At 72.3% G+C, this 24,313-nt stretch carries 19 protein-coding genes and 1 pseudogene; 10 read left to right on the top strand and 10 right to left on the bottom strand.

Annotated features, from left to right (window positions below; all coding sequences use genetic code 11):
- Positions 1 to 144 precede the first annotated feature (144 nt).
- Positions 145 to 957, top strand: a complete 813-nt coding sequence (locus IG02_RS0108270) for an SAM-dependent methyltransferase (protein ID WP_030743650.1) — start codon at positions 145 to 147, stop codon at positions 955 to 957.
- Complete coding sequence (locus tag IG02_RS0108275) at positions 954 to 3,152, top strand: putative bifunctional diguanylate cyclase/phosphodiesterase (RefSeq protein ID WP_030743653.1); 2,199 nt, start codon at positions 954 to 956, stop codon at positions 3,150 to 3,152. Before IG02_RS0108270 ends, IG02_RS0108275 begins: the two co-directional genes overlap by 4 nt.
- A 140-nt stretch (positions 3,153 to 3,292) precedes the next feature.
- Here IG02_RS0108275 and IG02_RS0108280 read toward each other — a convergent pair.
- Positions 3,293 to 4,177, bottom strand: a pseudogene (locus tag IG02_RS0108280) (LysR family transcriptional regulator); the annotation flags it as partial.
- Between the two features lie 82 nt (positions 4,178 to 4,259).
- Between IG02_RS0108280 and IG02_RS0108285 the strand changes: the two are divergent.
- The 3 genes from IG02_RS0108285 to IG02_RS0108295 are packed head-to-tail and all read left to right on the top strand — an operon-like array spanning position 4,260 to position 7,709.
- Positions 4,260 to 4,967, top strand: a complete 708-nt coding sequence (locus IG02_RS0108285; RefSeq protein ID WP_030743657.1) for a succinate dehydrogenase — start codon at positions 4,260 to 4,262, stop codon at positions 4,965 to 4,967.
- A gap of 1 nt (position 4,968) precedes the next feature.
- On the top strand, positions 4,969 to 6,969 hold the full coding sequence (locus IG02_RS0108290; RefSeq protein ID WP_051764655.1) for a fumarate reductase/succinate dehydrogenase flavoprotein subunit: 2,001 nt from the start codon (positions 4,969 to 4,971) through the stop codon (positions 6,967 to 6,969).
- On the top strand, positions 6,966 to 7,709 hold the full coding sequence (locus IG02_RS0108295; protein WP_030743661.1) for a succinate dehydrogenase/fumarate reductase iron-sulfur subunit: 744 nt from the start codon (positions 6,966 to 6,968) through the stop codon (positions 7,707 to 7,709). Before IG02_RS0108290 ends, IG02_RS0108295 begins: the two co-directional genes overlap by 4 nt.
- Here IG02_RS0108295 and IG02_RS37655 read toward each other — a convergent pair.
- The 4 genes from IG02_RS37655 to IG02_RS0108315 form a co-directional block, all read right to left on the bottom strand.
- Positions 7,696 to 8,490, bottom strand: coding sequence for a hypothetical protein (locus tag IG02_RS37655; protein ID WP_051764661.1), 795 nt, complete (start codon positions 8,488 to 8,490; stop codon positions 7,696 to 7,698). The two genes, IG02_RS0108295 and IG02_RS37655, sit on opposite strands and share 14 nt — an antisense overlap.
- A complete protein-coding gene (locus IG02_RS0108305; protein WP_158712261.1) occupies positions 8,487 to 12,482 on the bottom strand; it encodes a caspase family protein in 3,996 nt (1,331 codons plus the stop codon). Before IG02_RS0108305 ends, IG02_RS37655 begins: the two co-directional genes overlap by 4 nt.
- A 78-nt stretch (positions 12,483 to 12,560) precedes the next feature.
- Complete coding sequence (locus IG02_RS0108310) at positions 12,561 to 13,586, bottom strand: LLM class flavin-dependent oxidoreductase (RefSeq protein WP_420707730.1); 1,026 nt, start codon at positions 13,584 to 13,586, stop codon at positions 12,561 to 12,563.
- A 97-nt stretch (positions 13,587 to 13,683) separates the two neighbouring features.
- Positions 13,684 to 13,899: a dodecin gene (locus tag IG02_RS0108315; RefSeq protein ID WP_030743670.1), complete on the bottom strand. Its 216-nt coding sequence runs from the start codon at positions 13,897 to 13,899 to the stop codon at positions 13,684 to 13,686.
- A 232-nt stretch (positions 13,900 to 14,131) separates the two neighbouring features.
- Between IG02_RS0108315 and IG02_RS0108320 the strand changes: the two genes are divergently transcribed.
- The 3 genes from IG02_RS0108320 (at position 14,132) to IG02_RS36075 (ending at position 17,644) form a co-directional block, all read left to right on the top strand.
- Positions 14,132 to 15,385 (top strand): extracellular solute-binding protein, encoded by a 1,254-nt coding sequence (locus tag IG02_RS0108320; RefSeq protein WP_030743671.1) that lies wholly within the window; start codon positions 14,132 to 14,134, stop codon positions 15,383 to 15,385.
- Positions 15,386 to 15,770: 385 nt separating this feature from the next.
- Positions 15,771 to 16,619 carry a GNAT family N-acetyltransferase gene (locus IG02_RS0108325; RefSeq protein WP_030743673.1) on the top strand — a complete coding sequence of 283 codons (849 nt, stop codon included), beginning with the start codon at positions 15,771 to 15,773 and terminating at the stop codon, positions 16,617 to 16,619.
- Positions 16,616 to 17,644 (top strand): lysophospholipid acyltransferase family protein, encoded by a 1,029-nt coding sequence (locus tag IG02_RS36075; RefSeq protein WP_037802530.1) that lies wholly within the window; start codon positions 16,616 to 16,618, stop codon positions 17,642 to 17,644. The genes IG02_RS0108325 and IG02_RS36075 overlap by 4 nt, the downstream gene beginning before the upstream one ends.
- On the opposite strand, the gene egtD is transcribed toward IG02_RS36075, so the two are convergent.
- The 5 genes from egtD to IG02_RS0108355 all read right to left on the bottom strand — a co-directional run bounded on the left by egtD (position 17,539) and on the right by IG02_RS0108355 (position 22,749).
- Complete coding sequence (gene egtD / locus IG02_RS0108335) at positions 17,539 to 18,501, bottom strand: L-histidine N(alpha)-methyltransferase (RefSeq protein WP_030743677.1); 963 nt, start codon at positions 18,499 to 18,501, stop codon at positions 17,539 to 17,541. The genes IG02_RS36075 and egtD overlap by 106 nt on opposite strands.
- Positions 18,498 to 19,259 (bottom strand): ergothioneine biosynthesis protein EgtC, encoded by a 762-nt coding sequence (gene egtC, locus IG02_RS0108340; RefSeq protein WP_030743680.1) that lies wholly within the window; start codon positions 19,257 to 19,259, stop codon positions 18,498 to 18,500. Before egtC ends, egtD begins: the two co-directional genes overlap by 4 nt.
- Positions 19,259 to 20,686 carry an ergothioneine biosynthesis protein EgtB gene (gene egtB, locus IG02_RS0108345; protein ID WP_078854296.1) on the bottom strand — a complete coding sequence of 476 codons (1,428 nt, stop codon included), beginning with the start codon at positions 20,684 to 20,686 and terminating at the stop codon, positions 19,259 to 19,261. The genes egtC and egtB overlap by 1 nt, the downstream gene beginning before the upstream one ends.
- Positions 20,683 to 21,960: an ergothioneine biosynthesis glutamate--cysteine ligase EgtA gene (gene egtA, locus IG02_RS0108350; RefSeq protein ID WP_051764663.1), complete on the bottom strand. Its 1,278-nt coding sequence runs from the start codon at positions 21,958 to 21,960 to the stop codon at positions 20,683 to 20,685. Before egtA ends, egtB begins: the two co-directional genes overlap by 4 nt.
- 276 nt (positions 21,961 to 22,236) lie before the next feature.
- Complete coding sequence (locus IG02_RS0108355) at positions 22,237 to 22,749, bottom strand: type II toxin-antitoxin system PemK/MazF family toxin (protein WP_078854297.1); 513 nt, start codon at positions 22,747 to 22,749, stop codon at positions 22,237 to 22,239.
- 143 nt (positions 22,750 to 22,892) lie between these two features.
- On the opposite strand from IG02_RS0108355, the gene IG02_RS0108360 reads away from it, so the two are divergent.
- Together IG02_RS0108360 and IG02_RS0108365 are read left to right on the top strand one after the other, a co-directional pair.
- Positions 22,893 to 23,915 (top strand): LacI family DNA-binding transcriptional regulator, encoded by a 1,023-nt coding sequence (locus tag IG02_RS0108360; protein ID WP_030743689.1) that lies wholly within the window; start codon positions 22,893 to 22,895, stop codon positions 23,913 to 23,915.
- A 110-nt stretch (positions 23,916 to 24,025) separates the two neighbouring features.
- Positions 24,026 to 24,313 (top strand): hypothetical protein, encoded by a 288-nt coding sequence (locus IG02_RS0108365; protein WP_030743692.1) that lies wholly within the window; start codon positions 24,026 to 24,028, stop codon positions 24,311 to 24,313.

Consider the following 24,313-nt stretch of genomic DNA (forward strand, 5'->3'; position numbering starts at 1 on the left):
GCCGCATGTGCCGTAGGCGTGTGACCAAGAACGGATCTCTAATTTCCGTTTGGGCTCGCTCTCTTGGCGGACGATCAGTAGCCTCGGCTCGAACAGCCGGTCGTTCAGACGGCCGTGAACCGTGGCGACTTGTTGGAGACATCGATGGAGCGTCCCGCCTGGGCCCCGCCGGGCATCGACATCTCGGTGCCGAGCGTTTCCCGCATTTACGACTACTACCTGGGCGGTTCGCGCAATTTCGAGGTGGACAGGGACGCCGCGCGCCGGGCGATGGAGTTCCTGCCGGGCCTTCCCGTGATCATGAAAGCGAACCGCGCGTTCATGCGCCGCGCGGTGAAATTCGCACGGACGGAAGGCATCACCCAGTTCCTCGACATCGGCTGCGGCATACCGAGTTTCGGCAATGTCCATGAAGTCGCGCAGGACGGTTCTCCCATGAACCGGGTCCTTTACGTCGATCACGACCCGGTCGCCGTCGAGCACAGTCAGGCCGTTCTCGACGGCAACGCGTACGCCTCGGCCACGAGCGGCGATCTCCGCGAGCCGCGGAAGATCCTGGACAGCCCGGAGGCCGCCGGACTGCTCGACCTGGAGCGGCCGGTGGCGCTCCTGCTCGTCGCCGTCCTGCATTTCGTCCAGGACGAGGACGAGCCGTACCGGGCGGTGGCCGAACTGCGCGACGCGCTCGCGCCGGGCAGCCTGCTCGTCGTCACCCATGCCTCGCCCCACGGCGTCCCCGAGCCGCCGGAGCGCGTGGAGGGAATGACCGGTGTCTACCGGTCCCTGGGGAACCCGCTGGTGATGCGCGCGCGTGAGGAGATCACCCGGTTCTTCGACGGGTTCACGCTGGTCGCGCCCGGCCTGGTGGCCATGCCGGACTGGCGGCCCGACCAGCCCGACGCCCAGGAGGACCCGTATGCCTTCGTGGGCTTCGGCGGAGTGGGGCGCAAGCCGTGACCCCGCCGCACCGGACCCCGGGATCCGGCACCGATCAGGACAACCCGGAGGACAGACTCAGGCGTTTCACGACGATCTGGAGCCGGGCGATCTACCCGGCGACAGCGATGTCCATGACGCGCCCCGAGTTCGAGACGTATCTCGCCCCCCTCGCCCAGGAGCTGGCCGACGCGCTGCACGCGCGCCCCTTCGACCCCGCGCCCGCGGCGGGCGTCGGAACCGCGCTGATCACGGCGAACTGCACCGACCCCGACGTCCTCAGCCGTACGCTCGGCGTCATCGACTCCTACCTGGTGCTGTACCGCGGCACGGAAGACCTCACCGCCGAGGACGCCCGGGCCCGCTGCGCCCGCCTCCAGCACTCCCTGGCCGCCGGATTCGCCCAGGCCCTGCGCGAGCGCACGCTCTGCGAACAGGAGGCCATCGCCCGCTCCGCGCTGCGCGCGCGCAGCGCCGCCGAGGAGGCCCTGCACGCCACCGAGGCCCGGTTCCGCGCCGTGTTCGAGGGCGCGGCCATCGGGATCAGCATCGCCGACCTCGACGGCAACGTCCTCGAGGTCAACGACACCCTCACCAAGATGTTCGGCGGGCTCGAACACCATGTCCTCAGCCGGAACGTACGCGACTGGGTCCACCCCGAGGACGTCTCCCACGTCTGGCGGCTCTACGACGAACTCGTCCGCGGCGAGCGCGAGCACTACCGCGTCGAGAAGGCGTACTACCGCAACGACGGCACGGTCCTGTGGACCAACCTGACGGTCTCCCTGCTCCGCGACGCGGACGGCGCCCCGCAATACCAGCTGGCGCTGATGGAGGACACCACCGAGCGTCGGCTGCTCAACCTGCGGCTGCGCTACGAGGCCACGCACGACGCCCTGACGGGGCTGCCCAACCGGTCGCTGTTCTCCGAACGGCTGGAGAAGACCCTCTCCGCCGGTGACGATTCCCGGTTCGGTCTGTGCTACCTCGATCTCGACGGCTTCAAGGCGATCAACGACAGCCTCGGCCACTCCGCGGGCGACCGGCTCCTGGCCGAGGTCGCGGACCGGCTCCAGAGCTGCGCGACCGCACCGGGGGAGATGGTGGCCCGGCTCGGCGGCGACGAGTTCGTGGCGCTGATCACCGGCCCCGCGACCCAGAGCGGCGTCACCGAACTCGCCTCCCGGATCCTCGGGGCGCTGTCCACGCCGGTGACGGTCGACGGGCGCGACTTCACCGTGCGCGGCAGCATCGGCATCGTGGAGGGCCGGGCCGCCGACCGCAGCGCGGCCGAGGTGCTGCGCAGCGCGGACATCACCATGTACCGGGCCAAGGCGGCGGGCGGCAACCGCTACGAGCTGGCCGACGCCGAGGCCGATGCCCGCGCCATCACCCGGCACGGACTGACGACGGCGCTGCCGGCGGCCCTGGAGCGCGGCGAGTTCTTCATCGAGTACCAGCCGCTGGTGCACCTGGACGACGGCTCCGTGCACGGCGCGGAGGCGCTGGTGCGCTGGTGCCACCCGCAGCACGGGGTGCTCGGCCCGGACCGGTTCATCCCGCTCGCCGAGCACACCGGGCTGATCGTGCCGCTCGGGCGCTGGGTGCTGGAGCAGTCCGTACGGCAGGCGATGGCGTGGCACGAGCAGCTGTCGGGCGGTGCGGGTGGCGCGGGCGGTGCGGCCGGACCGCTGCGGATCAACGTCAACCTCTCGCCCACCCAGCTGCACCATCCCGGACTCGTGGGCGACACCGTCGAGGTGCTGGACCGGGTCGGCCTGCCGCCGGGATCGCTCTGCCTCGAGGTCACCGAGTCGGCGCTCATCGGCGCGGACGAGGACCTGCTCAAGCCATTGCGGCAGCTGTCCGAGATGGGCGTGGACATCGCGCTGGACGACTTCGGCACCGGCTACTCCAACCTGGCCAATCTGCGCAGGCTGCCGGTGAGTGTGCTCAAGCTGGACCGTTCGTTCACCCAGGGCATGCAGCGGCACCCCGCCGACCCGGTCGACCTGAAGATCGTAGAGGGGATCGTCTCGCTGGCGCACAGCCTCGAGCTGGCCGTGACGGTGGAGGGCGTGGAGACCGGGGCGCAGGCGGAACAGCTGCGCCAACTGGGCTGCGACACGGCGCAGGGCTGGTACTACGCGAGACCGGGCCCGCCGGAGCGGCTGCACGCGCTGTCCCTGGCGGACGCGGGGCCGTCGTCCAATTGAGGGCTCGGTTCGCCTCCGGGGGCGATCGCCGCATCCATCAGCGGCCTCCGGCCGCGGGCCCTGTCGACGGTCGACCGTGCTCGGTTTGCCCGCGCGGCGGAGCCGCACATCGACACTGCCTCACAAACCTCCGTGGCCGCCCCCGCGGGCGGGCGCGTGGCCAGCAGGACCTTCTGCAACTCGCGGGCGGCGCGCGGTGGTGCCACGTCGCTGCGGTGGGCGAGCGCGATCGTACGGCTCAGGCCAGGGCGGGCGAGGGCGGTGACCCGCAGGTCGCGCGTCCGCGCCGCCACCATGCTCGGTACGACCGCCACGCCCAGCCCGGCCCGTACGAAGCCGAGCACCGCGTCCATCTCGCCGCCCTCCACGGTGAACGACGGCTCGAACCCCGCGGCCCGGCACGCGGCCACCGTCAGCTCGCGCAGGTCGTAGCCGTGCCGGAACATCACCAGCGGCTGCCCCTCCAGATCGGCGATCCGCACCGGGCGCCGCGGCTCGGGCGCGCTCGTCGAGGAGACCACGACCAGGTCCTCGTGCAGCAACTCCACCGTGGTCAGCGCGGGCGAGGCGGCCGGCAGCGGCATCACCACCAGCGCCAGGTCCAGCGCGCCGCGCGCCAGCTCCCGCACCAGGTCGTGCGAACCGCTCTCCTCGATCAGCAGCTCGATGCCCGGGTGCAGATCGTGGAACGTGCGCAGGACCTCCGGCAGCAGCCCGGTGCACAGGCTCGGCGGCGCCCCCAGCCTGACCCGGCCGCGCCGTAGCTGCACCAGCTCGGCCACCTCCAGCCGGGCCGTCTCGGCGTCCGCCAGGATCCGCCGGGCGAGGGGGAGCAGCGCTTCACCGGCGTCGGTCAGGGCGACATTGCCGCGCGCCCGGCTGAACAACCGCGCCCCCAGCTCCCGTTCCAGCGCCCTGATCTGCTGGGACAGCGACGGCTGTGAGACATGGACCTGTTCGGCGGCGCGGGTGAAGTGCCGGGTCTCGGCGACGGCCACGAAGTAGCGGAGCTGCTGGAACTGCACCCCCACATGATAGGCGATGTCTATGGACATCAGCCATACCATGTCTTGGACCTCTGAGAGGCGGCGGCCTAGCGTGCTGTCCATGGCTCTGGCAACGAGGACGGACCGACGGCCGTCCCTGACCCGCACCCTGTGGGCATCGACGATCGGCAAGAAGACCGTCATGGCCCTGACCGGGCTGATCATGCTCGGCTATCTGGTCGCGCACATGTACGGCAACCTGAAGATCTTCTTCGGGCCCGACTCCTTCAACGACTACGGACACTGGCTGCGCGTCATGGGCGAGCCGCTGCTGCACGAGAAGTGGGGCCTGTGGATCGTCCGGGTGGTCCTCGTCGTCGCCGTCGTGCTGCACGGCGTGTGCGCGTACCAGCTCAGCCGCCGTGACCTCGCCGCCCGCCCCAGCCGTTACGTCCACAAGCGGCCCCGCGCCAGTTACGCCACCCGCACGATGCGCTGGGGCGGAGTCATCCTCGCCCTCTTCATCGTCTGGCACGTCCTGGACCTGACCACCGGCACCGTGCACCCCGGCGGGTTCCAGCCCGGCCGCCCGTACCAGAACGTCGTGGACACCTTCTCCACCTGGTACGGCAACGTCGTCTACATCGTCGCGATGCTCGCCCTCGGCCTGCACGTCCGGCACGGCTTCTGGAGCGCCGCGCAGACCCTCGGCGCGGGCAGCGCCACCCGTGACCGCCTGCTGAGGACGACGGCCGACCTGCTGGCCCTGGTGCTGACCGCGGGCTTCATCGCCGTACCCGTCGCCGTCATGACCGGAGTGGTGAGCTGACATGGCCGAAACGTCCCCGCGACCGCACACCGTGAACGCCGTGCACCCGCCGTACCCCCCGTACACCGAATACACCGTCGGGGCGCCGGCGCTCGACACCAAGGCACCGGACGGCCCCATCGCCGAGCGCTGGAACCGGCGCCGCTTCGAGGCCAAGCTGGTCAACCCCGCCAACCGCCGCAAGCACACCGTGATCGTCGTCGGTACGGGGCTGGCGGGCGGCGCCGCCGGTGCCACACTCGCCGAACAGGGCTACCACGTCGTCCAGTTCTGCTACCAGGACTCGCCGCGTCGCGCCCACTCCATCGCCGCCCAGGGCGGCATCAACGCCGCCAAGAACTACCGCAACGACGGCGACTCGGTCCAGCGGTTGTTCTACGACACCGTCAAGGGAGGCGACTTCCGCGCCCGCGAGTCCAACGTCCACCGGCTCGCCGAGGTGTCCGTGGAGATCATCGACCAGTGCGTCGCCCAGGGGGTGCCCTTCGCCCGGGAGTACGGCGGACTCCTCGACACCCGCTCCTTCGGCGGCGTCCAGGTCTCCCGCACCTTCTACGCCCGCGGACAGACGGGCCAGCAACTGCTCCTCGGCGCCTACCAGGCCCTCTCCCGGCAGATCGCCGCGGGCGCCGTCGAGATGCACGCGCGCACCGAGATGCTCGACCTGATCGTGATCGACGGCCGGGCCCGGGGGATCGTCGCCCGCGACCTGATCACCGGCGAGATCTCCACCCATCTCGCCGACGCCGTCGTCCTCGCCTCCGGCGGGTACGGCAACGTCTTCTACCTCTCGACCAACGCCAAGAACAGCAACGCCACCGCCGTGTGGCGGGCGCACCGGCGCGGCGCGCAGTTCGCCAACCCCTGCTTCACCCAGATCCACCCCACCTGCATCCCGCGCTCCGGCGACCACCAGTCCAAGCTGACGCTGATGAGCGAGTCGCTGCGCAACGACGGCCGCATCTGGGTGCCCAGGGCGCGGGGCGACCGGCGGCCCCCGGCCGAGATCCCGGAGGACGAGCGGGACTACTACCTGGAGCGGACCTACCCCGCCTTCGGCAACCTCGTCCCGCGCGACATCGCCTCGCGGGCGGCGAAGAACGTCTGCGACGAGGGACGCGGTGTGGGCCCCGGCGGCCAGGGCGTCTACCTCGACTTCGCCGACGCCATCGCCCGGCTCGGCCGCCGGGCGGTCGAGGAGAAGTACGGCAACCTCTTCGAGATGTACGAGCGGATCACCGCCGAGAACCCGTACGAGGTGCCCATGCGGATCTACCCGGCGATCCACTACACGATGGGCGGACTCTGGGTCGACTACGACCTCCAGACCACCGTCCCCGGCCTGTTCGCGATCGGCGAGGCCAACTTCTCCGACCACGGCGCCAACCGGCTCGGCGCCTCCGCCCTCATGCAGGGCCTCGCCGACGGCTACTTCGTCCTGCCGTCCACCATCAACGACTACCTCGCCCGCCATCCGCGCCACGAGCCGGCCGACGCCTCGCACCCGGCCGTCGAGGAGGCCGTCGCGGACACCGAGGACCGGCTGCGGCTGCTGCTCGCCGTGGACGGCGACCGCACCCCCGACTCCTTCCACAAGGAGATCGGCGAACTGCTCTGGGAGCACTGCGGGATGGCCCGCACCGAGGAGGGCCTGCGCAAGGCGCTCGACCGGATCCCGCGGATCCGCGAGGAGTTCTGGCGGCGGATCAAGGTGCCCGGCACGGGCGAACAGCTCAACCAGGCCCTGGAGAAGGCCAACCGCGTCGTCGACTACCTGGAACTCGCCGAGCTGATGTGCCTCGACGCGCTGCACCGCGCCGAGTCCTGCGGCGGCCACTTCCGCGAGGAGTCGCAGACGGGGGCCGGGGAGGCCGCGCGCCGCGACGAGACGTTCGCGTACGCCGCCGCCTGGGAGTTCACCGGTACCGGAAACCCGCCCGTCCTGCACAAGGAAGACCTCGTCTTCGAGTACGTCCACCCCACCCAGCGGAGCTACGCATGAGGCTCACCCTGCGCGTCTGGCGCCAGCCGGACCCCGACACCCCCGGTGCCATGGTCACCTACGGCATCGACGGCATCTCCGAGGACATGTCCTTCCTGGAGATGCTCGACACCCTCAACGAGGAGCTGATCCTCAAGGGGGAGGAACCGGTGGCCTTCGACCACGACTGCCGCGAGGGCATCTGCGGCGCCTGCGGCGTGGTGATCGACGGAGAGGCCCACGGCCCCGAACGCACCACCACCTGCCAGCTGCACATGCGGCACTTCGAGGACGGCGCCACCATCGACGTCGAGCCCTGGCGGGCGGGCGCCTTCCCGGTCGTCAAGGACCTGGTCGTGGACCGGTCCGCGTTCGACCGGATCATCGGCTCCGGCGGCTACATCACCGTCCCCACCGGTGCCGCGCCCGAGGCCCACGCCACCCCGGTGCCCAAGCCCGCGGCGGACCTCGCCTTCGAACACGCCGAGTGCATCGGATGCGGGGCGTGCGTGGCGGCCTGTCCCAACGGCTCGGCGATGCTCTTCACCTCTGCCAAGGTCAATCACCTCGGTGTGCTGCCCCAGGGCGCGCCCGAGCGCGAGACACGGGTGCTCGACATGGTCGCGACCATGGACGAGGAGGGCTTCGGCGGCTGCACGCTGGCGGGCGAGTGCGCGACCGCCTGCCCCAAGGGGATCCCGCTCCAGAGCATCTCGATGATGAACCGCGAGTTCCTGCGGGCGACGGTCAGGGGACGATGACCTCGCGTACGGCCGCATGGCGCAGATAGTCGGCGACGCTGTGCGGCCAGAGAGGCGCGATGCTGATGTCCGGCAGCTCCTCCACACCGGAGAACACCCGCGCGAGCTCACCTTTCGGAATGGCCACGAAGTCCCCGGTGTCGGCGATGTTCACCCAGCGCCCGACGCAGGCCGGACGGGCTCCCCGGCCCTCGACCGGTGCCGGATCCAGCCGGTGGAACACGGCGTTGGGCAGGGCCAGTGGTGATCCGAGGGTGAGCAGCAGGCGGACCTCCAGTTCGTCGGCGAGGTCGTGCAGCGCCTCGTACACCACCACGCTGCCCAGCGAGTGCGCGACGACGATCTCCGGCCGGTGCCGCAGAAGCGCCGCCTTGACCCGCTCGCGCACCGTCGCGCGGCCCGTGGTGAAGTACCGGGTCACCTCCGGGAAGAACAGCCGTACGGTCTTCTCGACCACGGCGGGCCGCTCCTGGGTCAGCTCCGCGACCCGGCCGCAGACCCAGCGCAGCCAGCCGGTGGCCCTGCCCTGCACACCGTCGAGTTCGACGCCCCACGCCTCGGCCCAGGCCCCGACGAGCGCCAGCTCGTCCTCGGTGAACTCACCGTTCTGCCGTTCGGCACGCAACAGGTCGGCGTAGTAGGCGTGTGCCAGGTCGAGTCGCTGTCCGGCCTCGCCGAGAGCCGCCAGCCAGTCGGCCTTGAGCCGTGCGCCGCCGAGCGTGTGGGTGGTGTCGGCGGCCCTGTAGTTGCGTACGCCGTGGACGCCGAGGACGCGGGTCATACGGGCTCCTTGTCGGGACCTGAGCAGTCGTACACGGCGATGGCGCCGTCCATGGACACGAACAGCTTGTCCGGACCGGTGAAGTGGAACCGGTCGGGACGTCCGGGGAGGGGGACACGGCCGGTGAGCCGCAGGCTCCGGGTGTCCCAGATCTTGATCAGGGTGGGATACGTGACGGCCCCGAAGGACGGCTGCCCCATGGTGACCAGCATCGCCAGCAGACCACCGTCGGGAGAGAAGGCGCAGGATTCCCGGCCGGTGGATTTCACCGACGTGCTGACGACCTCGATCCGCGGGTGGGGCTGCGTGTCCGCTCGCAGCAGGAGGAGGCTCTTCTCCGCACTCAGCATGGCCAGCAGATGCCCCGTCGGCGAGAAGCCGAGGACTTCGTCGATCGTGTGCCTGCCCAGGGGCACCTCGCCCAGTTTCCTGCCGGACACGGGTTCGTACATGCGGAGGGCGCTCTCCTCGTTGTCCGCGGCCACCAGGAGCCGGCCGTCGAGGGAGCAGGCCACCAGTTCGGAGGTGAACTGGTCGAGCGGTTCGTCGTCGAGGTCCTGATCGAGCGTCTTCCACAGGCGCAGGCTGCCACGGAGCGCACAGCTGACCAGTTGCAGCGGCGGCGTCGGCCGGAAAGCCACGCCTTGGACGAACCGGTCACGGTTGCCCAGGTCCCCGATCACCTCCGTCGACGCCATGTCCACCAGTTTGAGCGAACCCGACGTGCCCGCCGCGAGACAACCGCCGTCGGGGGAGAAGGACAAACCGCCGGAGACGGCGACGTCACCGAGCGAAACGGTGTCGGTCACCTCCCGTGTCGCGGTGGCCCACAGCGACACGTCGCCGTCGGAGTCGAGACAGGCGAGCAGCGCCCCGTCGGGCGAGAAGGTCACCGCGACGGACCACGAGTCGGCCAGCCAGGTCGTTTTCCGCTCGTCGTCCATGCCCAGCAGGGCCAGTCCGGCCCGGCCGCAGGACACCAGGGACCGTCCGTCGGGGCTGAAGGCCACATCCGCGACCGCTCCCTCGTGCCGCGTTCGGGCGACTTCGACGGGCGGGTTCGCCGTGATGTCCCAGACGGAGACGGTGTGGTCCTCGCCGCCGGCGGCGAGCATGCGGCCGTCCGGGGAGAAGGCGACGCTGTTGATCTGCCCGGTGTGGGCCGGCCAGGAGGCGCCCGTCAGGGACCGGGTCTCCACGTCCCACATCCGCAACTGCTGTCCGTTCTCACCCGTGTTGAACGCGAGCCGACGGCCGTCGGGGGAGAAGGCGACGGCTTCGACCCATCTCTCGGTGCGCCCGAAAGGAGGCGTCACCAGCTGCCAGGTCTCGGCCGACCGCACCTCGACTCCGCCGTGGGTGGCCGCGGCCAGCAGCTCGCCGTCGGGCGAGAACGCCACGTCGTGAATCATCGTGCTCCGGCTGTGGATGAGCCGGGAACGGGTGTCGCTGACGCCTCCCCTGGCCCATACGGCGCAGTGGCTGACACCCTGCCGGTCGGCGGACAGCGCGCGCGCCATCGAGGTGAACTCCACCTGTTTGCCGGTCATGCCGAGCCGGTGCGCGTCATAGGCCAGCACCGAGGCGCGGTCGGCCCCGCCGGTGAGTTCGGAGTGCGCAGACCAGGACGTGGCCAGCAGCCGGCGGTATTCGTCGGCGCTCGCCGAGGCCGCCAGGTCCAGCGGGCGGGGGTCCTGACGGGGATCGAAACGGACCAGGAAGTACGGATCGGTGAGCAACGCCTCGGCCTGGTCGGACAGGCCGGCCGCGGCGACGTGGTCCAGCGCGTGGCGCAGGACGTAGGGCTCCGCGTCCGCCCAGGAGTCCTCGCCCTCCCGCGCCCCCAGATGAGGAGCGACGAGCGCGCCGAACAGGACTCCTTCGAGGCTCCGTTCTCCCGCGGTGTCGATGGCGTCCAGGCTGTTCCAGGGATGCGTGCGCAGGTAGTCCGCCAGTCCCTGGTGGAACAACCGGTAGAGCGCCACCTTGCCTCCCGGTTCTCGCTGGGAATACAGGAACGGGGAGGCTTCGACCAGCGTCCTGGTGAACTGCTCCTTGGAGAAGTCCATGGCGTCGGACTGCCGGGAGCCGTCGTGGAACGCCTCCACACACCGCCGCAGCACCGTGAGCGGCATCCCGTCACCCTTGGAACGGGCGAGTACGTGCAGCACGGGACGCAGCAGTGGGAAGGCGTGGTGACGCGCGTCCAGCACGGCTTCGAGGATGGTCGGGAGGTCCCCCGCGGCTCGCCCCGCGTGGGCGTTGGCGTCGGCCAGGTCCTGCGGAGGTTTCTTCCTCGTCACCATGTAGTGGACGAACATCCCCGCCAGCAGGAAGGGGCCCCACCGGGTGTCCTCCGTCCCCTGACCGGCGATGTTGTTCGCCGCCGTGGCCGCGATGATGTCGACGTACTCCGACGCCGCTCCGCCGGCATAGGGCTCGCTCGCCCTCAGCAGTGCCGCGATGTAGTGGCGGACATCGTCCTTGACCACGGTGCGGTCGGCCTTGTCCAGGTCGAGCAGGACGCCCCGGGACCCGTCCTCCAGAGCCTTCGGCAGCTCCGCCACCGTCTCCGGCCGGCTGCCGGTGAGGATGCGGCAGGGAGGGGCCTGCGGAGTCTTCTTCTCCGACGGCACGACCAGCGCCTCGATCAGCCGCACCACCGCGTCCGGCTCGGCGGACTCGTCCAGCGCGTCGATGACGACGAGGCGGCGCTTGTCCTCTTCGTACAGCGCCTCACGGAGCATGTGAACCGTCCAGTGCGTGGCGCCCGGCCGGTTGTCCTCGCCGTCGTCGATCCCGGGCTTCTCCGGTGCCGGCGGGGTGAGCCCCGCCTGGCTCACGATCATGTCGATCAGCTGCTGCGCCGTGCGCTGTCGCGCGTGCACGGCGACGATCTCCGCGATCTCCGGCAGATCGCGGTCCGCCGGCTCCCAGACCTGGCGGAAGCGCCGCCGCAGCTCCGGATGCGCGGCGCAGACGACAGCTCCCAGCAGTCCTGACTTGCCGGAGCCCACCGCGCCGGTGACGACCATCAGCGGGCTGTCGCCCGCCCACCAGGAGCGGTATGCGACCAGTTGCTCGGCCCGGCCGGAGAAGAAACCGACGTCCTGGGGAACGGAGACCAGGCCGCGCCCGGAGGCACGGTCGACGAAGTAGTTCGCGTCACTGATGTCCGCGCCCGTCGCGATCGTGGTGCCGAGGTCCTGGCCGGGTACGTAGCCGAACGACCCGCGACGCCGCTCGATCTGCTCCCGTGACAGTCCGCCGGCCTTCGGGTTGGGCAGGAAAGGCCAGTCGCCGTCGCCGAGTTCCAGGCTGAACCCGACGGAGATGCGCCATTCCTCCTCCTGCCTGACCACCCCGAACATCTCGAGGGCGAAGTCCTTGAAGTCGACGGCCGGCACCTCCAGCGCGAAGTCCCGGTCCGCCAGGCGGTGCAGCGCGGCGGCGAGCCAGCCGGTGAACCGGCCGCGCTGCGTGGGTGAACCGCTGACGGCGGCCCCCAGCGCCCAGACTCCCCGGTCGGTGCCGAGGTCGGTCAGTGACTGCCGTCCCGTCGCCGTACCCGCGTCGCAGGTGTCCACCAGGAATACGGTCCGAGGGCCGTCCGGGGCGCGGTCGGCCCGGCTTTGCGCCTTCCCGATCCACCGGTCCACGTCGACCTCTTCGCCGTCGCGGCCGATGAAGCAGAGCCGCCCGCCGGGGTTCTGGGTGCCATGGCCGATCAGATGGATGACGACGACGTCGGCCGCCGACCGTTCCTCCGTGAGGATCCAGCGGCGCAGCAGGCCCTCGATCTCCACCTCGGTCGGATCGAGCGCCCGCTCCACCCGCACGTCGAACCGGTCGAACGCCGCGCCGACCTCGGCGACGCGCTCGGCGACGAAGCCCAGTTCCTCCCACCCCGTGCCCTCGTCGAAGCATCCGACACCGATCGACAGCACCATGACCCTGGGCTTGTCCTGAACGTTCGCTGCGCTGTGCACCACGCCCCCGAAGTGATCACTTGACGCGCGACGCCGGACGAGCGCACCGGCGCGGCCCAACGACGTTACCTGATCGCGCGGTCAGGCAGGACCACGCGAAGGGCGTCCCTCGCGCAGCCCCAGCACCGCCGCCAGCCGGCGGTAGGAGTCCAGCAGCGCCGTGCGGTCGTACGTACTGGTCGTGACCAGGTACTCGTCCGCGCCGCTGCGCGCCAGCAGCTTCTCCAGGCCGGCCGCCACCTCCTCCTCCGTGCCCGCGAGGTGGCCGCGCAGGGACTCGTCGAACAGCGCGCGCTCCCGGTCGGTCCCGCGGGTGGCGAGGACCTTCTCCACGGGGGCGAGCGGCGGGAAGACGCCGTGCGTGCGCGAGTACGCCGCCGACCAGGCTTCCGGGAGCAGCAGCCGGCGCGCCTCCTCGGAGGTGGCGGCGACCGCGACGGTGCCCGAGAGCATCACGTACGGCCGCTCGCCCCAGGCCGACGGGCGGAAGGCGCGGCGGTAGTCCTCGATCGCCCGCAGCATCGCGTCCTCGCCCCGTACGGCCGCGATGACCAGCGGCAGTCCCGCCTCGGCCGCGATCCGGGCGCCTCTGCCGGTGGCCAGGACGAAGGCGGGGATCCGCATCCCCTCGGCCGGGCGGGCGTGGACCTGGGGGTGGGCGGTCTGGGTGCCGGTGAAATAACCGAGGAGCTCGACGAGCTGTCCGGCGAAGTCGTCCGCGTCCCGCTTGTCCCGCCCCAGTGCCCTGCGTATCCCGTCGGTGAACCCGACGGACCGGCCCAGGCCCATGTCGATCCGTCCGGGGAACAGCGCCTCCAGCACTCCGAACTGCTCGGCGACGACCAGAGGCTGATGGTTCGGCAGCATCACGCCGCCGGTGCCGACCCGGATGGTGCTCGTCGCGGCGGCGACGGCGGCCGCGAGCACGGTCGGCGCGGAGCCGGCCACCCCGGGCACTCCGTGGTGCTCGGAGACCCAGAAGCGGTGGTAGCCGAACGCCTCGGCCGCGCGGGCGAACGCGACCGTGTCGCGCAGCGCCTCGGGGCCGTCCCCGCCCTCCCGCGTCCGGGAGCGGTCCAGCACGGAGAACCTGGTCGTCGTCGAGATGCTCACACCTCGTTCAACGCCCGGGCGGCACCAGGATTCCCGGATCCGAACGGCTCAGGGGCCACGGGCGCGTGGGCTCCCCGCGGTCCCGCCGTCGTCAGCTCCCGTCCTCGATGCGGAAGCCGACCCTCAGCCCGACCTGGTAATGCTCGATGTCGCCGTCGACGATGTTGCCGCGGACCTCCGTCATCTCGAACCAGTCCAGGCCGCGCAGTGTCTCGGCCGCGCGGGCGATGCCGTTGCGGATGGCGTCGTCGACGCCCACGTGAGAGGTGCCGACGATCTCGGTGACCCGATAGGTGTGGTGGGACATGGGCCGTTCCCTCCGCTGCTCGCGTCGCGCTGGTCCCTCCACCCTGCCCCACCCCGCGCCACCGCGCGAGGCGTGCGGCGGACCGCGGGCACACAGCGTACGTATCGATCATGTTTCCGGTCTTGACCGGCTTATTGGCCCATACCAAAATCCCACACACCCGTGCGAACGCAGTTCGCTTCCCCCACGCCGGGTTCCCTTTTCGTGCCGCCACGCCAGAAGGTCGACCCCCGTGAAGAACCGACGTCTCGTCCACGTCCTCACCCTCCTGTCCTGCACGGCCCTCGTCGGCTGCGGTGCGGTGCCAGGGCTGGGGGACGGTGCCACCACGGTCACCGTCTGGCTGATGAAGGACAGTGCCTCCGACGACTTCCTCCGGCGATTCGTGGCCGACTACGAGAAGGAACACCCGTCCGTCGAGTTGGACATCGTCGTCCAGGAGTGGTCCGGGATCGGCGAGAAGGTGACGAAGGCCATCGAGGGCGACGACGGGCCGGACGTGATCGAGGTCGGCAACACCCAGGTGGCGCGGTACGCCGAGAGCGGGCGGCTGCGGAACCTCACGCTGGAGTCGATACGCGACCTGGGGAGCGAGGACTGGCTGCCCGGCCTGGCCCAGCCCGGCAGTATCGACGGTGCGCAGTTCGGCATCCCCTGGTACGCGGCGAACCGCGTCGTGATCTACAACAAGGACCTCTTCGAGCGCGCCGGGATCGACCGGCCGCCCACCACCCGCGCGCAGTGGCTCACGGCCACCGACGCCCTGGACCAGAACGGTGACCAGGGCATCTACCTCGCCGGGCAGGACTGGTACACGCTGGCCGGATTCATCTGGGACGAGGGCGGGGAGCTGGCCGTCGAGCGGGGCGGCGACTGGCGGGGCGCGATCGACTCGCCGGCCGCGCTCAAGGGCATGGACTTCTACAAGAGGCTCCAGGCGCTGGGGGACGGTCCGCGCAACGCCGACGAGGCGACGCCGCCGCAGGCCGAGGTCTTCGCCGAGGGCGATGTCGCGCAGATCATCTCCGCGCCGAACGCCGCGCGGGTCATCGAGGAGAAGAATCCCCAGCTCGCCGGGAAGCTCGGTTTCTTCCCCATTCCGGGCAAGACCGCGGCCGAACCGGGGACGGTGTTCACCGGCGGCTCTGACCTGATCGTCCCGAAGAACTCCAGCCACCAGTCCGCCGCCGTGGACGTCGTCAAGGCGCTGGCGAGCGAGAAGTGGCAGACGGAACTGGCCCGCACCATGAGCTACGTGCCGAACAAGACCACGCTCGCCGATGTCGTCGGCGGCGACGCCGGTACGGCGGCGATGGCCGAGGGAGCGGCGCGCGGCAGGGCCACCCCGAACTCACCGCTGTGGGCGGACGTCGAGGCCGACAACCCGATCAAGCCCTATATGACGGCGGTCCTCCAGGGCGAGGACCCGAAGCGCGCGGCGAAGACGGCGGCGGACCGTATCACCGCCGCGCTGTCCACGGACTGACGCGTACGGGCCCCGCCGCGCCGCTGCCGTGTCCGGGAGGGCGGACGGGCGGACGGCCGGCGGGCGAGGCCCTGATCCCGAAGCGGTCCCTCGCCGGGCAACGCGGTGCCCGGCCCGCCGGGCCCACCGGCGGACTCGCGCCCGGCCCGCCGGCACCGGCGTGGCTTGCGCCCGGCCGGGCGCCCCCCGGTGGGCCCGGCCGAGTGCGCGCGGCGCCGCCCTCGCGGATCCACGGCATTCAGCCGTCCCACATCCGCTCTCCGCCGTGTGGTCATGTCAAATCCAGCCGGTCACGGAAGAAACGACAGTGCGGGTGCCCGGCCGGCGCACGGACGGCGGCCACGGGCACCGGCACCGGACCGTCCCCACGGCACAGGAGTCAGCCATGTCCGCCATCGCCCCCGCCCCGCTCTCCGCCGCCCGGCTTCCCGCCCCGCTTTCCGGCCCGCTTTCCGTCCCGGCGCCGGCCCCGGCCCCCGCGCCGGCCTCCGCGCCCGGTGACGGAACCCGCTACCGGGTGTCCCTCGCCCGCGACGCGGAGGACGTACGGGCCGCACAGCGGCTGCGCCACCTGGTGTTCGCCGGCGAGCTGGGCGCCCGCCTGGAGGGGCCCGAGCCCGGCCTGGACGCCGACGCCTTCGACGCGTACTGCGATCACCTGCTCGTACGGGAGGAGAGCACCGGCGAGGTCGTCGGCACCTACCGGCTGCTGCCGCCCGACCGGGCCAGGGCCGCCGGGCGCGTCTACTCCGACAGCGAGTTCGACCTCTCCCGGCTCGCCCCGATCCGTGACGACCTGGTCGAGGTCGGCCGGTCCTGCGTGCACCCGGCGCACCGCACCGGCGCGGTCATCGGCCTGGTCTGGGGCGGCCTGGCCCGCTACATGACCACCCGGGGCCACAACTGGCTGGCCGGCTGCTGCTCGCTCCCGCTCAACGACGGCGGGGCCCTGGCCGCCTCCGCCTGGCACACGGTGAGGGACAAGCACCTGGCGCCCGAGGAGTACTGGGTCACCCCGCACCGGCTGTGGACGCCGGGTCCCGGCGCCGCGCCCGTGCCGTCCGCCGAGCTGCCGCCGCTGCTGCGCGGCTATCTCCGGCTCGGCGCCTGGGTGTGCGGCGCGCCCGCGCACGACCCGGAGTTCGGCGTCGCCGACCTGTACGTCCTGCTGTCGATGCGCCGCACCAACCCCCGCTACCTGCGGCACTTCCTCTCCCTCGTGCCCGCCGCATGAGCACCTGGCTGCCCACCGCGCCCTGTGCCCCGGCGTCCTGCTGCGCGCACCGCGGCCCCACGTCCGGTGCGCCGAGGGCGGCGGCCCGGCTGCTGGCGGGCGTCACCGTCGTACTGGCCGGGGTACTGCTCGCCCCGGCGACCGCCCTCCTGGGGCCGGCGCTCCGTGAGCGGTGCACCCGCGTGTGGGCGCGCGCGGTGCTGTGGGGATTCGGCGTGCGGGTCCGTGTCACCGGCCGGCCGCCCCGGCGCGGGAGAGGTGTCCTGGTCGTCGCCAACCACGTCTCCTGGCTCGACATACCGCTCGTCGCCACCGTCCTGCCCGGCCGGATGCTGGCCAAGACCGAGATACGTCACTGGCCGGTCCTGGGGCTGCCTGCGGCGCTCGGCGGCACCCTGTTCGTGGACCGGGAGCGGCTACGGGCCCTGCCCGGCACCGTGCGGGCCCTCACCCGGGCGCTGACCGCCGGTTCGCGGGTGATCGTCTTCCCGGAGGGCTGTACGTGGTGCGGCCGCGACCAGGGGCGGTTCACTCCGGCCGCCTTCCAGGCCGCGCTGGACGCGGGCGCCCCGGTGTGTCCCGTACGGATCACCTACCGGGCACCGGACGGGTCGGTGTCCGGGGCACCGGCGTTCATCGGCGACGACACTCTGCTGGTGTCGTTGTGGCGGGTGGCGGCGGCCCGCGGGCTCACGGCGGAGATCACGGTCCTGCCGCCGCTCCCCGCCGAGGCGCCCGCCGTGCCCTCCGACGCCGGCCCCGCGCGCCGGGTGGCCCCCGCCGCGCGCCGGGCGCTCGCCTCGGCGGCCCGGCAGGCGGTCGTCGGGACGGGCGGTCCGCGACCCCAGGTCACCTGGCCCCATGGTCCGCGGCCCGGGGCGCGGACCGCCGCACGCGGCCTCGCGCCGCCTCCCGCCCGTCAGGCCACCGTCGCCAGCGACAGCGCGAACCGTCCCTCCCCGTCGGTCCACCAGTGTGCCAACTCCAGTCCGGCACATGCGAGTTCGGTTCGTACCCCCTCCTGACGGAACTTCGCCGACACCTCCGTGCGCATCTCCTCACCCGCCTCGAAGTGCACCGCGAGACCGAGTTCCGGGATCTTGGCGGTGAGGGACCTGCGCGCCCGGAGCCGCATCTCGATCCACTCGTTCTCCCGGTCCCAGAGCGCCACGTGGTCGAAGTCGTCCGCACGGAAGTCCGCGCCGAGCTCCCGGTCGAGGACGGTCAGCACGTTCTTGTTGAAGGCGGCCGTCACCCCGGCCGCGTCGTCGTACGCCCTGACCAGGACCGACTCCTCCTTCACCAGATCCGTGCCGAGCAGCAGCGCGTCCCCCGGCGCCAGCAGCGCGCGCACCGACGAGAGGAACACGGCCCGTTCGGCGGGCAGCAGATTGCCGATCGTGCCGCCGAGGAACGCCACCAGCCGGGGGCCCGGGGTGTCCGGCGGCGTCAGCCGCGTGGTGAAGTCCGCGATCAGCGCGTGCACCCGTAGCGACGGGCGCTCGGCGAGCAGCGACCGGGCCGCCCTGGCCAGCGCGCTCTCGCTCACGTCGACCGGCACGTAGGTGTGCACACCGGTCAGCGCGTCGAGCAGGTGGCGGGTCTTGTCGGAGGAGCCGGACCCCAGCTCCACCAGGGTGCGCGCGCCGGTCGCCGCCGCGATGTCCGGGGCGCGGGCGAGCAGGATCTCCCGCTCGGCGCGGGTCGGGTAGTACTCGGGGAGCCGGGTGATCTCCTCGAACAGTTCGCTGCCCCGCGCGTCGTAGAACCACTTCGGGGGCAGCGTCTTCGGTGTGCGGGTCAGCCCGTGGAGCACATCGGAACGCAGCGCGGCGCCGGTGGCGTCCTCGGGGAGGGTGCGGGTCGTGCGGTACGGGCTCACGCGGGCGGCTCCTTGAGGGGGGAGAGCGAGACGCCGGTGCGGGTCGCCACGACCAGGGTGCGGTCGGGGACCTCGTGCCAGCGCGGATCGTCGTCGTACGGCTCCGAGGCCACCACCACGCGGCGGCCCGGGCCGGTCAGGTACCACAGCGAGTCCCCCCAGGCGGTGGCCCCGATCCGGGTGCCGTCCGTGACGAGCAGATTGAGCCGGGAGGCGGGCGCTGCCGTCGCCACCTCCAGGACGGTCTCGGTCAGCGCCTGGCCGACCTCGTCGCCGGACCGCAACCGATACCCGAGCAGCGCCCAGACCAGTGCGGAATCGTTTCTGGCGGCCAGTGTGAGCACCTCCCGGGCGGGCAGCGCCGCCATCGGCGCGGCCAGGCTGTCGGGCCAGCCGCCGACCGCCCCGTTGTGACTGAACAGCCAGGGCCCGCCGGCGTCGGCGAACGGCGCCGCGGCGGCCTCGCCGTCCGCCCCCGGCTCCGTGGCGTCCCGCACGGCCGCGAGCAGGGCTCCCGTACGGACCACCCGGGCCAGATCGGTGAAGCCCGGGTCGGACCAGATGGGCCCGGCGCGGCGGTAGCGCGCGGGCACGGGGTCGCCCCCGGCGTACCAGCCGACACCGAAACCGTCGGCGTTGACCGTCCCGTTGCGTTGCCGGCGCGGTGCCCAGGACTGCCGGTACAGTCCGTGCGGCGGCGCGGTCAGCACCTCGCCGAGGGCCACCGTCGGCCCCAGGAAGGCGATATGACGGCACATCAGGTGTCTCCTTCGCCGGGGGCGGCCGTACGGGCGGTACGGAACCCGGAGAAGATCTGCCGGCGGACCGGCAGGTCCCAGTTGCGGAACGTGCCCCGGCAGGCCACCGGCGCCACCCCGAACGACCCGCCCCGCAGCACCTTGTGCGCGCCGCCGAAGAACACTTCCGAGTACTCGCGGTACGGGAACGCCACGAAGCCCGGGTACGGCAGGAAGTCGCTCGACGTCCACTCCCACACGTCCCCGATCAGCTGGCGCACCCCGAGCGGTGAGGCACCCCGCGGATAGCTCCCCGCCGGGGCCGGCCGGAGGTGGCGCTGACCGAGGTTGGCCCGCTCCGGTGTGGGGTCGTCGTCGCCCCACGGATAGCGCAGGGACCGGCCCGAGACGGGGTCGTACCGGGCGGCCTTCTCCCACTCCTCCTCCGTCGGCAGCCGCCGCCCCGCCCACCGGGCGTACGCGTCGGCCTCGTACCAGCTCACGTGCAGGACCGGCTCCTCGGCCGGGACCGGCTCCACCGCCCCGAACCGGCGGCGCAGCCACTGCCCGCCCTCGCGCCGCCAGAACAGCGGGGCGCCGATGCCGTGTTCGCGGATCTGCGCCCAGCCCTCCGGTGCCCACCAGCGCTCGTCCGTGTAGCCGCCGTCCTCGATGAAGTGCTGGTAGGCGCCGTTGGTCACCGGCACGGTGTCGATGCGGAAGGCCGGTACGAGCCGCTGGTGCGCCGGGCGCTCGTTGTCCAGCGCCCACGGCTCGGTGGAGGTGCCCATCGTGAACGGACCGGCCGGGACGAGCACGTCGGCCGGCAGGCCCGTCGTGTCCCCGGCGGGCGGCGGTGGCGCGGTCAGCGCGGTGGGGCCCCGGCGCAGCTGGTGGGTGATGAGCATCGTCTCGTCGTGCTGCTGCTCGTGCTGGGCGATCATCCCGAACGCGAACCCCGCGTCCAGCAGCGGGCCGCCGTGCAGCGGGACGCGCTCGATGACGTCCAGGACCCGGCCCCGTACGTCCGAGGCGTACGAGCGGGCCTCGGCGGGCGGCAGCAGGGGCAGCGTGGGCCGGCTGGCACGGGGATGTTCGAACGCGTCGTACACCGAGTCGATCTCGGGGCGCAGCGCCGCGAGCCCGGCGACGGTGCGCAGGAGCCACTGCTCCTCCTGGTTGCCGATGTGGGCCAGGTCCCAGACCAGCGGGGACATCAGCGGCGAGTGCTGCGCGGTGAGGTCGTGGTCGTCCACGCACGAGGTCAGCAGGGCGGTGCGATCCCGGGCGGCCGTCAGTGACTCGACGGCCCGCAGCCTGAGTGTGCCCGCGGTGCCGTCCCCGGCCTCGGCGGGAGCGGCGGCCGGCCATGACGTCGCCGTGTCCGGGGTCCGGCCGGCCGCGCCCCTGGGAGCGGCGGTTCCGGCCGGCGTCTCGTGGTCGGTCATGTGCACAGGTCCTTCCCGGTCAGGTGCGTGCGCAGATCGTCGGCGGGACACCGCCCGGGCAGGACGTAGCGGTCGTGGTGGGCCGCGACCGCGTCCAGCACGGCCGATGAGGCGCCGATGCGCGGAAGTGCCTCCAGCGCGGCGGCGAAACACACCGACGCGACGGAGTGGAGTTCGGGGTCGGCCAGGCCGTAGCGCGCGGCGTTGACCCACAGGAGGTTCCGGGGAGCGGGCAGCGAGCCCGCCGTGTCGGCGAGCGACTTGACCGCGCGGTAGACGGTCTCCGCCGCCTCCGGATCGTCGAACAGCGCGGTGGTGACGGCCAGCGGCACCAGCCAGCCGTCGTCACCCGGCTGGGCGTCGATCATCCGCAGCTCCAGGTGGCCGCGCGGCCGGACCGGCGGGAAGAGCGTCGTGAGGTGGTAGTCGAGGTCGGCCCGGACCGGGGGACGCGGCAGACCGGTCCGTATCCAGCGCCGGAAGCTCAGCCCCTCCGGCACGGCCCAGGGCCCCTCGGCCGCCCGGATGCACATCACCGGGGCGTCCAGGGCGTGCGCGGCCCAGGCGGCACGCGGACCCCGGTGGTCGGGCGGCGCCGTGGTACGGGCCGGGTCCAGCTGCGCCCACATCGCCTGACGGGTGGAGCGCCAGCCGGTCGGCCGCCCCTCGCGCATCGGGGAGTTGGCGAACGCGGCCACCAGCACCGCGCCCAGCAGGTGCGCGAGCTGCCAGCGCCGGCCGTGGCCCAGCGGCCCCGGCTCCTCGTGACCCGCGTCAAGACAGACCTGGATGGAGGCGGTGGAGCGCATCATCGCGCGGCCGGCCGGACCGATCCGGTCGAGGTAGGTCTCCATCGCGTCGTAGCGCGGCTCCCGCAGCATGCGGCGGGGCGAGTGCCAGGGGTCCTGGCCGACGCCGGAGAGTCTGAGACCGTCCGCGCCCAGGGCCGCCCGTACGGTGTCCAGGTCGGCGGCGGTGGAGGTCACGCACTCCATCAGGGAGGCGGCGGGCGGCGAGCTGAGCTCCAGCTGGCCGCCGGGTTCGAAGGTGAGCGCGGAGCGAAGGGGAAGGGTCCGCAGGGCGCCGAGGGCTTCTTCCAGCCGGTCGGGCGGTACGGGCCGTTCGGGGTGGTGCCGGTCGTGCACGAGCCATTCGAGTTCGACGCCGACGGTGCGCGGCGGGCCCGTCTTGAAACAGATGCCGCGCAGCAGTTCCTCCGCGTCGGTCTCGCCGAGGGGTGGTCCCTCGTCGGTGAACGTGTCGTCGGAAGGCATGGCCGGATCCTCCTGTCGAAGACCGGTGACCGGACCCCGTCCCGGGCCGGGGCGGGGCGCTCCGTTCAACCTAAGGCCACTCCAACCGCTTCGCACAAGAGTGCCCCCGGGTAACCGGTTCCGTCGGAAATGCGACGGCCCGTCGTACGGCGGTCGAGACCCGTCTTCCCTTGTGCGGCCCTACGCACGCACGGCCGCGGGGACGCGGGGAAGAAAACCGGGGTGATCGTCCGAACGGGGTGGCGCCGGCCCACCGGGGGCCGGCGCGGCCTCCCCTCAACGCCAGCCGTACCGCTCCCTGAGACGGTTGACGACGAGGTTGAACCGCCCCCGGTCCAGCGCGCACGCCTCCCGCCGCATGCCCTGGTCGTGCACCCGCAGCACCCGGTCGACATCCACCCAGGACGCGCGCCCCGCCCGGTCCCAGGGCCCCGCCCCGATCGGCACCCACTCGTGGTCGTCGTCGTGGCGCTTGCTGGAGAGCTGTACGGCGAGGAGGGTGCCCGCCGCCTCCCGGGCCACCACCAGCACCGGCCGGTCCTTGCCGCGTCCGTCGTTCTCCTCGTAGGGCACCCAGGTCCAGACGATCTCACCCGGGTCCGGATCGCCGTCGTGTTCGGGGGCATAGGAGGTGTGGACCCGGCCCACCCTGCGGGGATCGGCCTCGGTCGTGGCGGTCGGTCCGGACCGGCCGGGCCGTTCGGCACCGTGGCCGTCGTTCCCAGTGGTGCCAGTGATACTGCCGGGGCGGTCGGGGCTGTCGGTATGCGAGAAGGCTGTCACCTCCATGACGGTAGGGCCTGGACGATCAGTTCCGGCCGCCGGGTACCCGGCGGCCCGGCGCAGTCACGCAGCGTGTCCGGCCGGGAAGGGGCACGAGGTTCGCGCATATGCCAGACCGCGCCGCCGAGGTCTGGAAGGATCCCTGTGCGATGAATCACTTACCTGAGCAGTCCGCCGATCGCTCCGTTCCCACCAGCGCCGATGTGGCACGGCTGGCCGGGGTCTCCCGGGCCACCGTCTCCTACGTCCTGAACAACACATCGGCCGTGCGGATCAGTGAGCCCACCCGCCGTAAGGTGCGCGAAGCCGCCGAGAGCCTGGGATACGTGCCGCACGCCGCCGCCCGGAGCCTGCGCGCCGGACACACCAGCATCGTGCTGCTGCCCACCGCCCGCGTGCCCTCCGGGGCGTTCTTCGGCCGTTTTTTCACCGAACTCCACGAGGCGTTGCGGCGGCTCGACTACACCGTGGTGCAGTACGGCAGCCTCGGCCTCGGACCGGACGAGGCGGCCCGGGCCTGGGCCGAACTACGGCCCGTCGCGGTCGTCTCGTTCGGTGAGATCGCCCTGACCCCGCACGGCGTGAACGTCCTCAAACGGTCCGGCGCGCGCGCCGTCGTCACCCTCGGCCCCGAGTGCGTCGAGGGGGCGCACTCGCTGGTCACGGACCAGCGCGGGATCGGGGCGCGGGCGGTGGAGCACCTGATCGGGCGGGGCTGCCGGAACATCGGGGTGGTGCAGCCCGAGGAGCCGGCGCTGGCTCCGTTCTCCGCCCTGCGCCTGGCAGGCGCTCGCACGGCCGCCGACGGCACCGGCGCACGCGTCGAGCCGCTGGCGCTGGCCTGCGACGAGAAGTCCGCCGCCGCACTGGCGGCCCGCTGGCGCGACCTCGGCCTCGACGCCGTCTTCGCCCACGACGACGAGCACGCGATGCTCCTGATGCGGGCGCTGCAGGACGAGGGCATCAGGATCCCGGAGGGGACGGCGGTGGTCGGCTGCGACGACACCCTCATCGGCCGGCTGCTGCGGCCCCGGCTCTCGACGGTCCACATCGACCTGGTGACGGGACAGCAGCTGGCCGAACTGGTGGACCGTGCGGTACGGGCCCCGGACGGCACGGGCGAGCAGCACGATGTGATGGAGACCTGGGTCGTCCACCGCGAGTCCAGCTGAGCGACGGGCGGCCCGGTCGCGAGGCCGCCCGTGACTCCTCGACACGCGTCCGGCGGGACGCCGCGGGCTGTTCCGTGAGGTTCGACCGGACAGCCCGTAGCGTCAGCGGCATGACTACGATTCCACAGCGGTTCGAGATCCTGGTGGTCGCGGAGTTCAGCGAAGGGCGCGCGGGCCCGCCCACGGCGGTCGACGCCCTGCGCTCGGCGCTCGTCGAGGCGACCGGCCAGACCGGAGCGTCCGGTTATCCGCGCTACGCGGGCCAGGGGATGGTGGCGGACATCGATCCGGTGACGCGCACGGTGGAGGCGCTCACGGTCGACGGCGAGGAACTGGACTACGGACTGTCCGTACGCGTCGTCCCGGTACCCGCCGACGGAGCCGACCGCGACGGCTGA

The organism is Streptomyces sp. NRRL F-5135 (assembly GCF_000719775.1).
Taxonomy (GTDB): domain Bacteria; phylum Actinomycetota; class Actinomycetes; order Streptomycetales; family Streptomycetaceae; genus Streptomyces; species Streptomyces hebeiensis.

Coding starts and splice junctions, on each gene's coding strand:
- IG02_RS36075 (WP_037802530.1), top strand. CDS start 16,616: ATGAGCACCTGGCTGCCCACCGCGCCCTGTGCCCCGGCGTCCTGCTGC.
- IG02_RS0108285 (WP_030743657.1), top strand. CDS start 4,260: ATGGCTCTGGCAACGAGGACGGACCGACGGCCGTCCCTGACCCGCACC.
- IG02_RS0108365 (WP_030743692.1), top strand. CDS start 24,026: ATGACTACGATTCCACAGCGGTTCGAGATCCTGGTGGTCGCGGAGTTC.
- egtC (WP_030743680.1), bottom strand. CDS start 19,259: ATGTGCCGTCATATCGCCTTCCTGGGGCCGACGGTGGCCCTCGGCGAG.
- IG02_RS0108295 (WP_030743661.1), top strand. CDS start 6,966: ATGAGGCTCACCCTGCGCGTCTGGCGCCAGCCGGACCCCGACACCCCC.
- IG02_RS0108355 (WP_078854297.1), bottom strand. CDS start 22,749: ATGGAGGTGACAGCCTTCTCGCATACCGACAGCCCCGACCGCCCCGGC.
- IG02_RS0108360 (WP_030743689.1), top strand. CDS start 22,893: ATGAATCACTTACCTGAGCAGTCCGCCGATCGCTCCGTTCCCACCAGC.
- IG02_RS0108270 (WP_030743650.1), top strand. CDS start 145: ATGGAGCGTCCCGCCTGGGCCCCGCCGGGCATCGACATCTCGGTGCCG.
- IG02_RS0108315 (WP_030743670.1), bottom strand. CDS start 13,899: ATGTCCCACCACACCTATCGGGTCACCGAGATCGTCGGCACCTCTCAC.
- egtA (WP_051764663.1), bottom strand. CDS start 21,960: ATGCCTTCCGACGACACGTTCACCGACGAGGGACCACCCCTCGGCGAG.
- IG02_RS0108290 (WP_051764655.1), top strand. CDS start 4,969: ATGGCCGAAACGTCCCCGCGACCGCACACCGTGAACGCCGTGCACCCG.
- IG02_RS0108325 (WP_030743673.1), top strand. CDS start 15,771: ATGTCCGCCATCGCCCCCGCCCCGCTCTCCGCCGCCCGGCTTCCCGCC.
- egtB (WP_078854296.1), bottom strand. CDS start 20,686: ATGACCGACCACGAGACGCCGGCCGGAACCGCCGCTCCCAGGGGCGCG.
- IG02_RS37655 (WP_051764661.1), bottom strand. CDS start 8,490: ATGACCCGCGTCCTCGGCGTCCACGGCGTACGCAACTACAGGGCCGCC.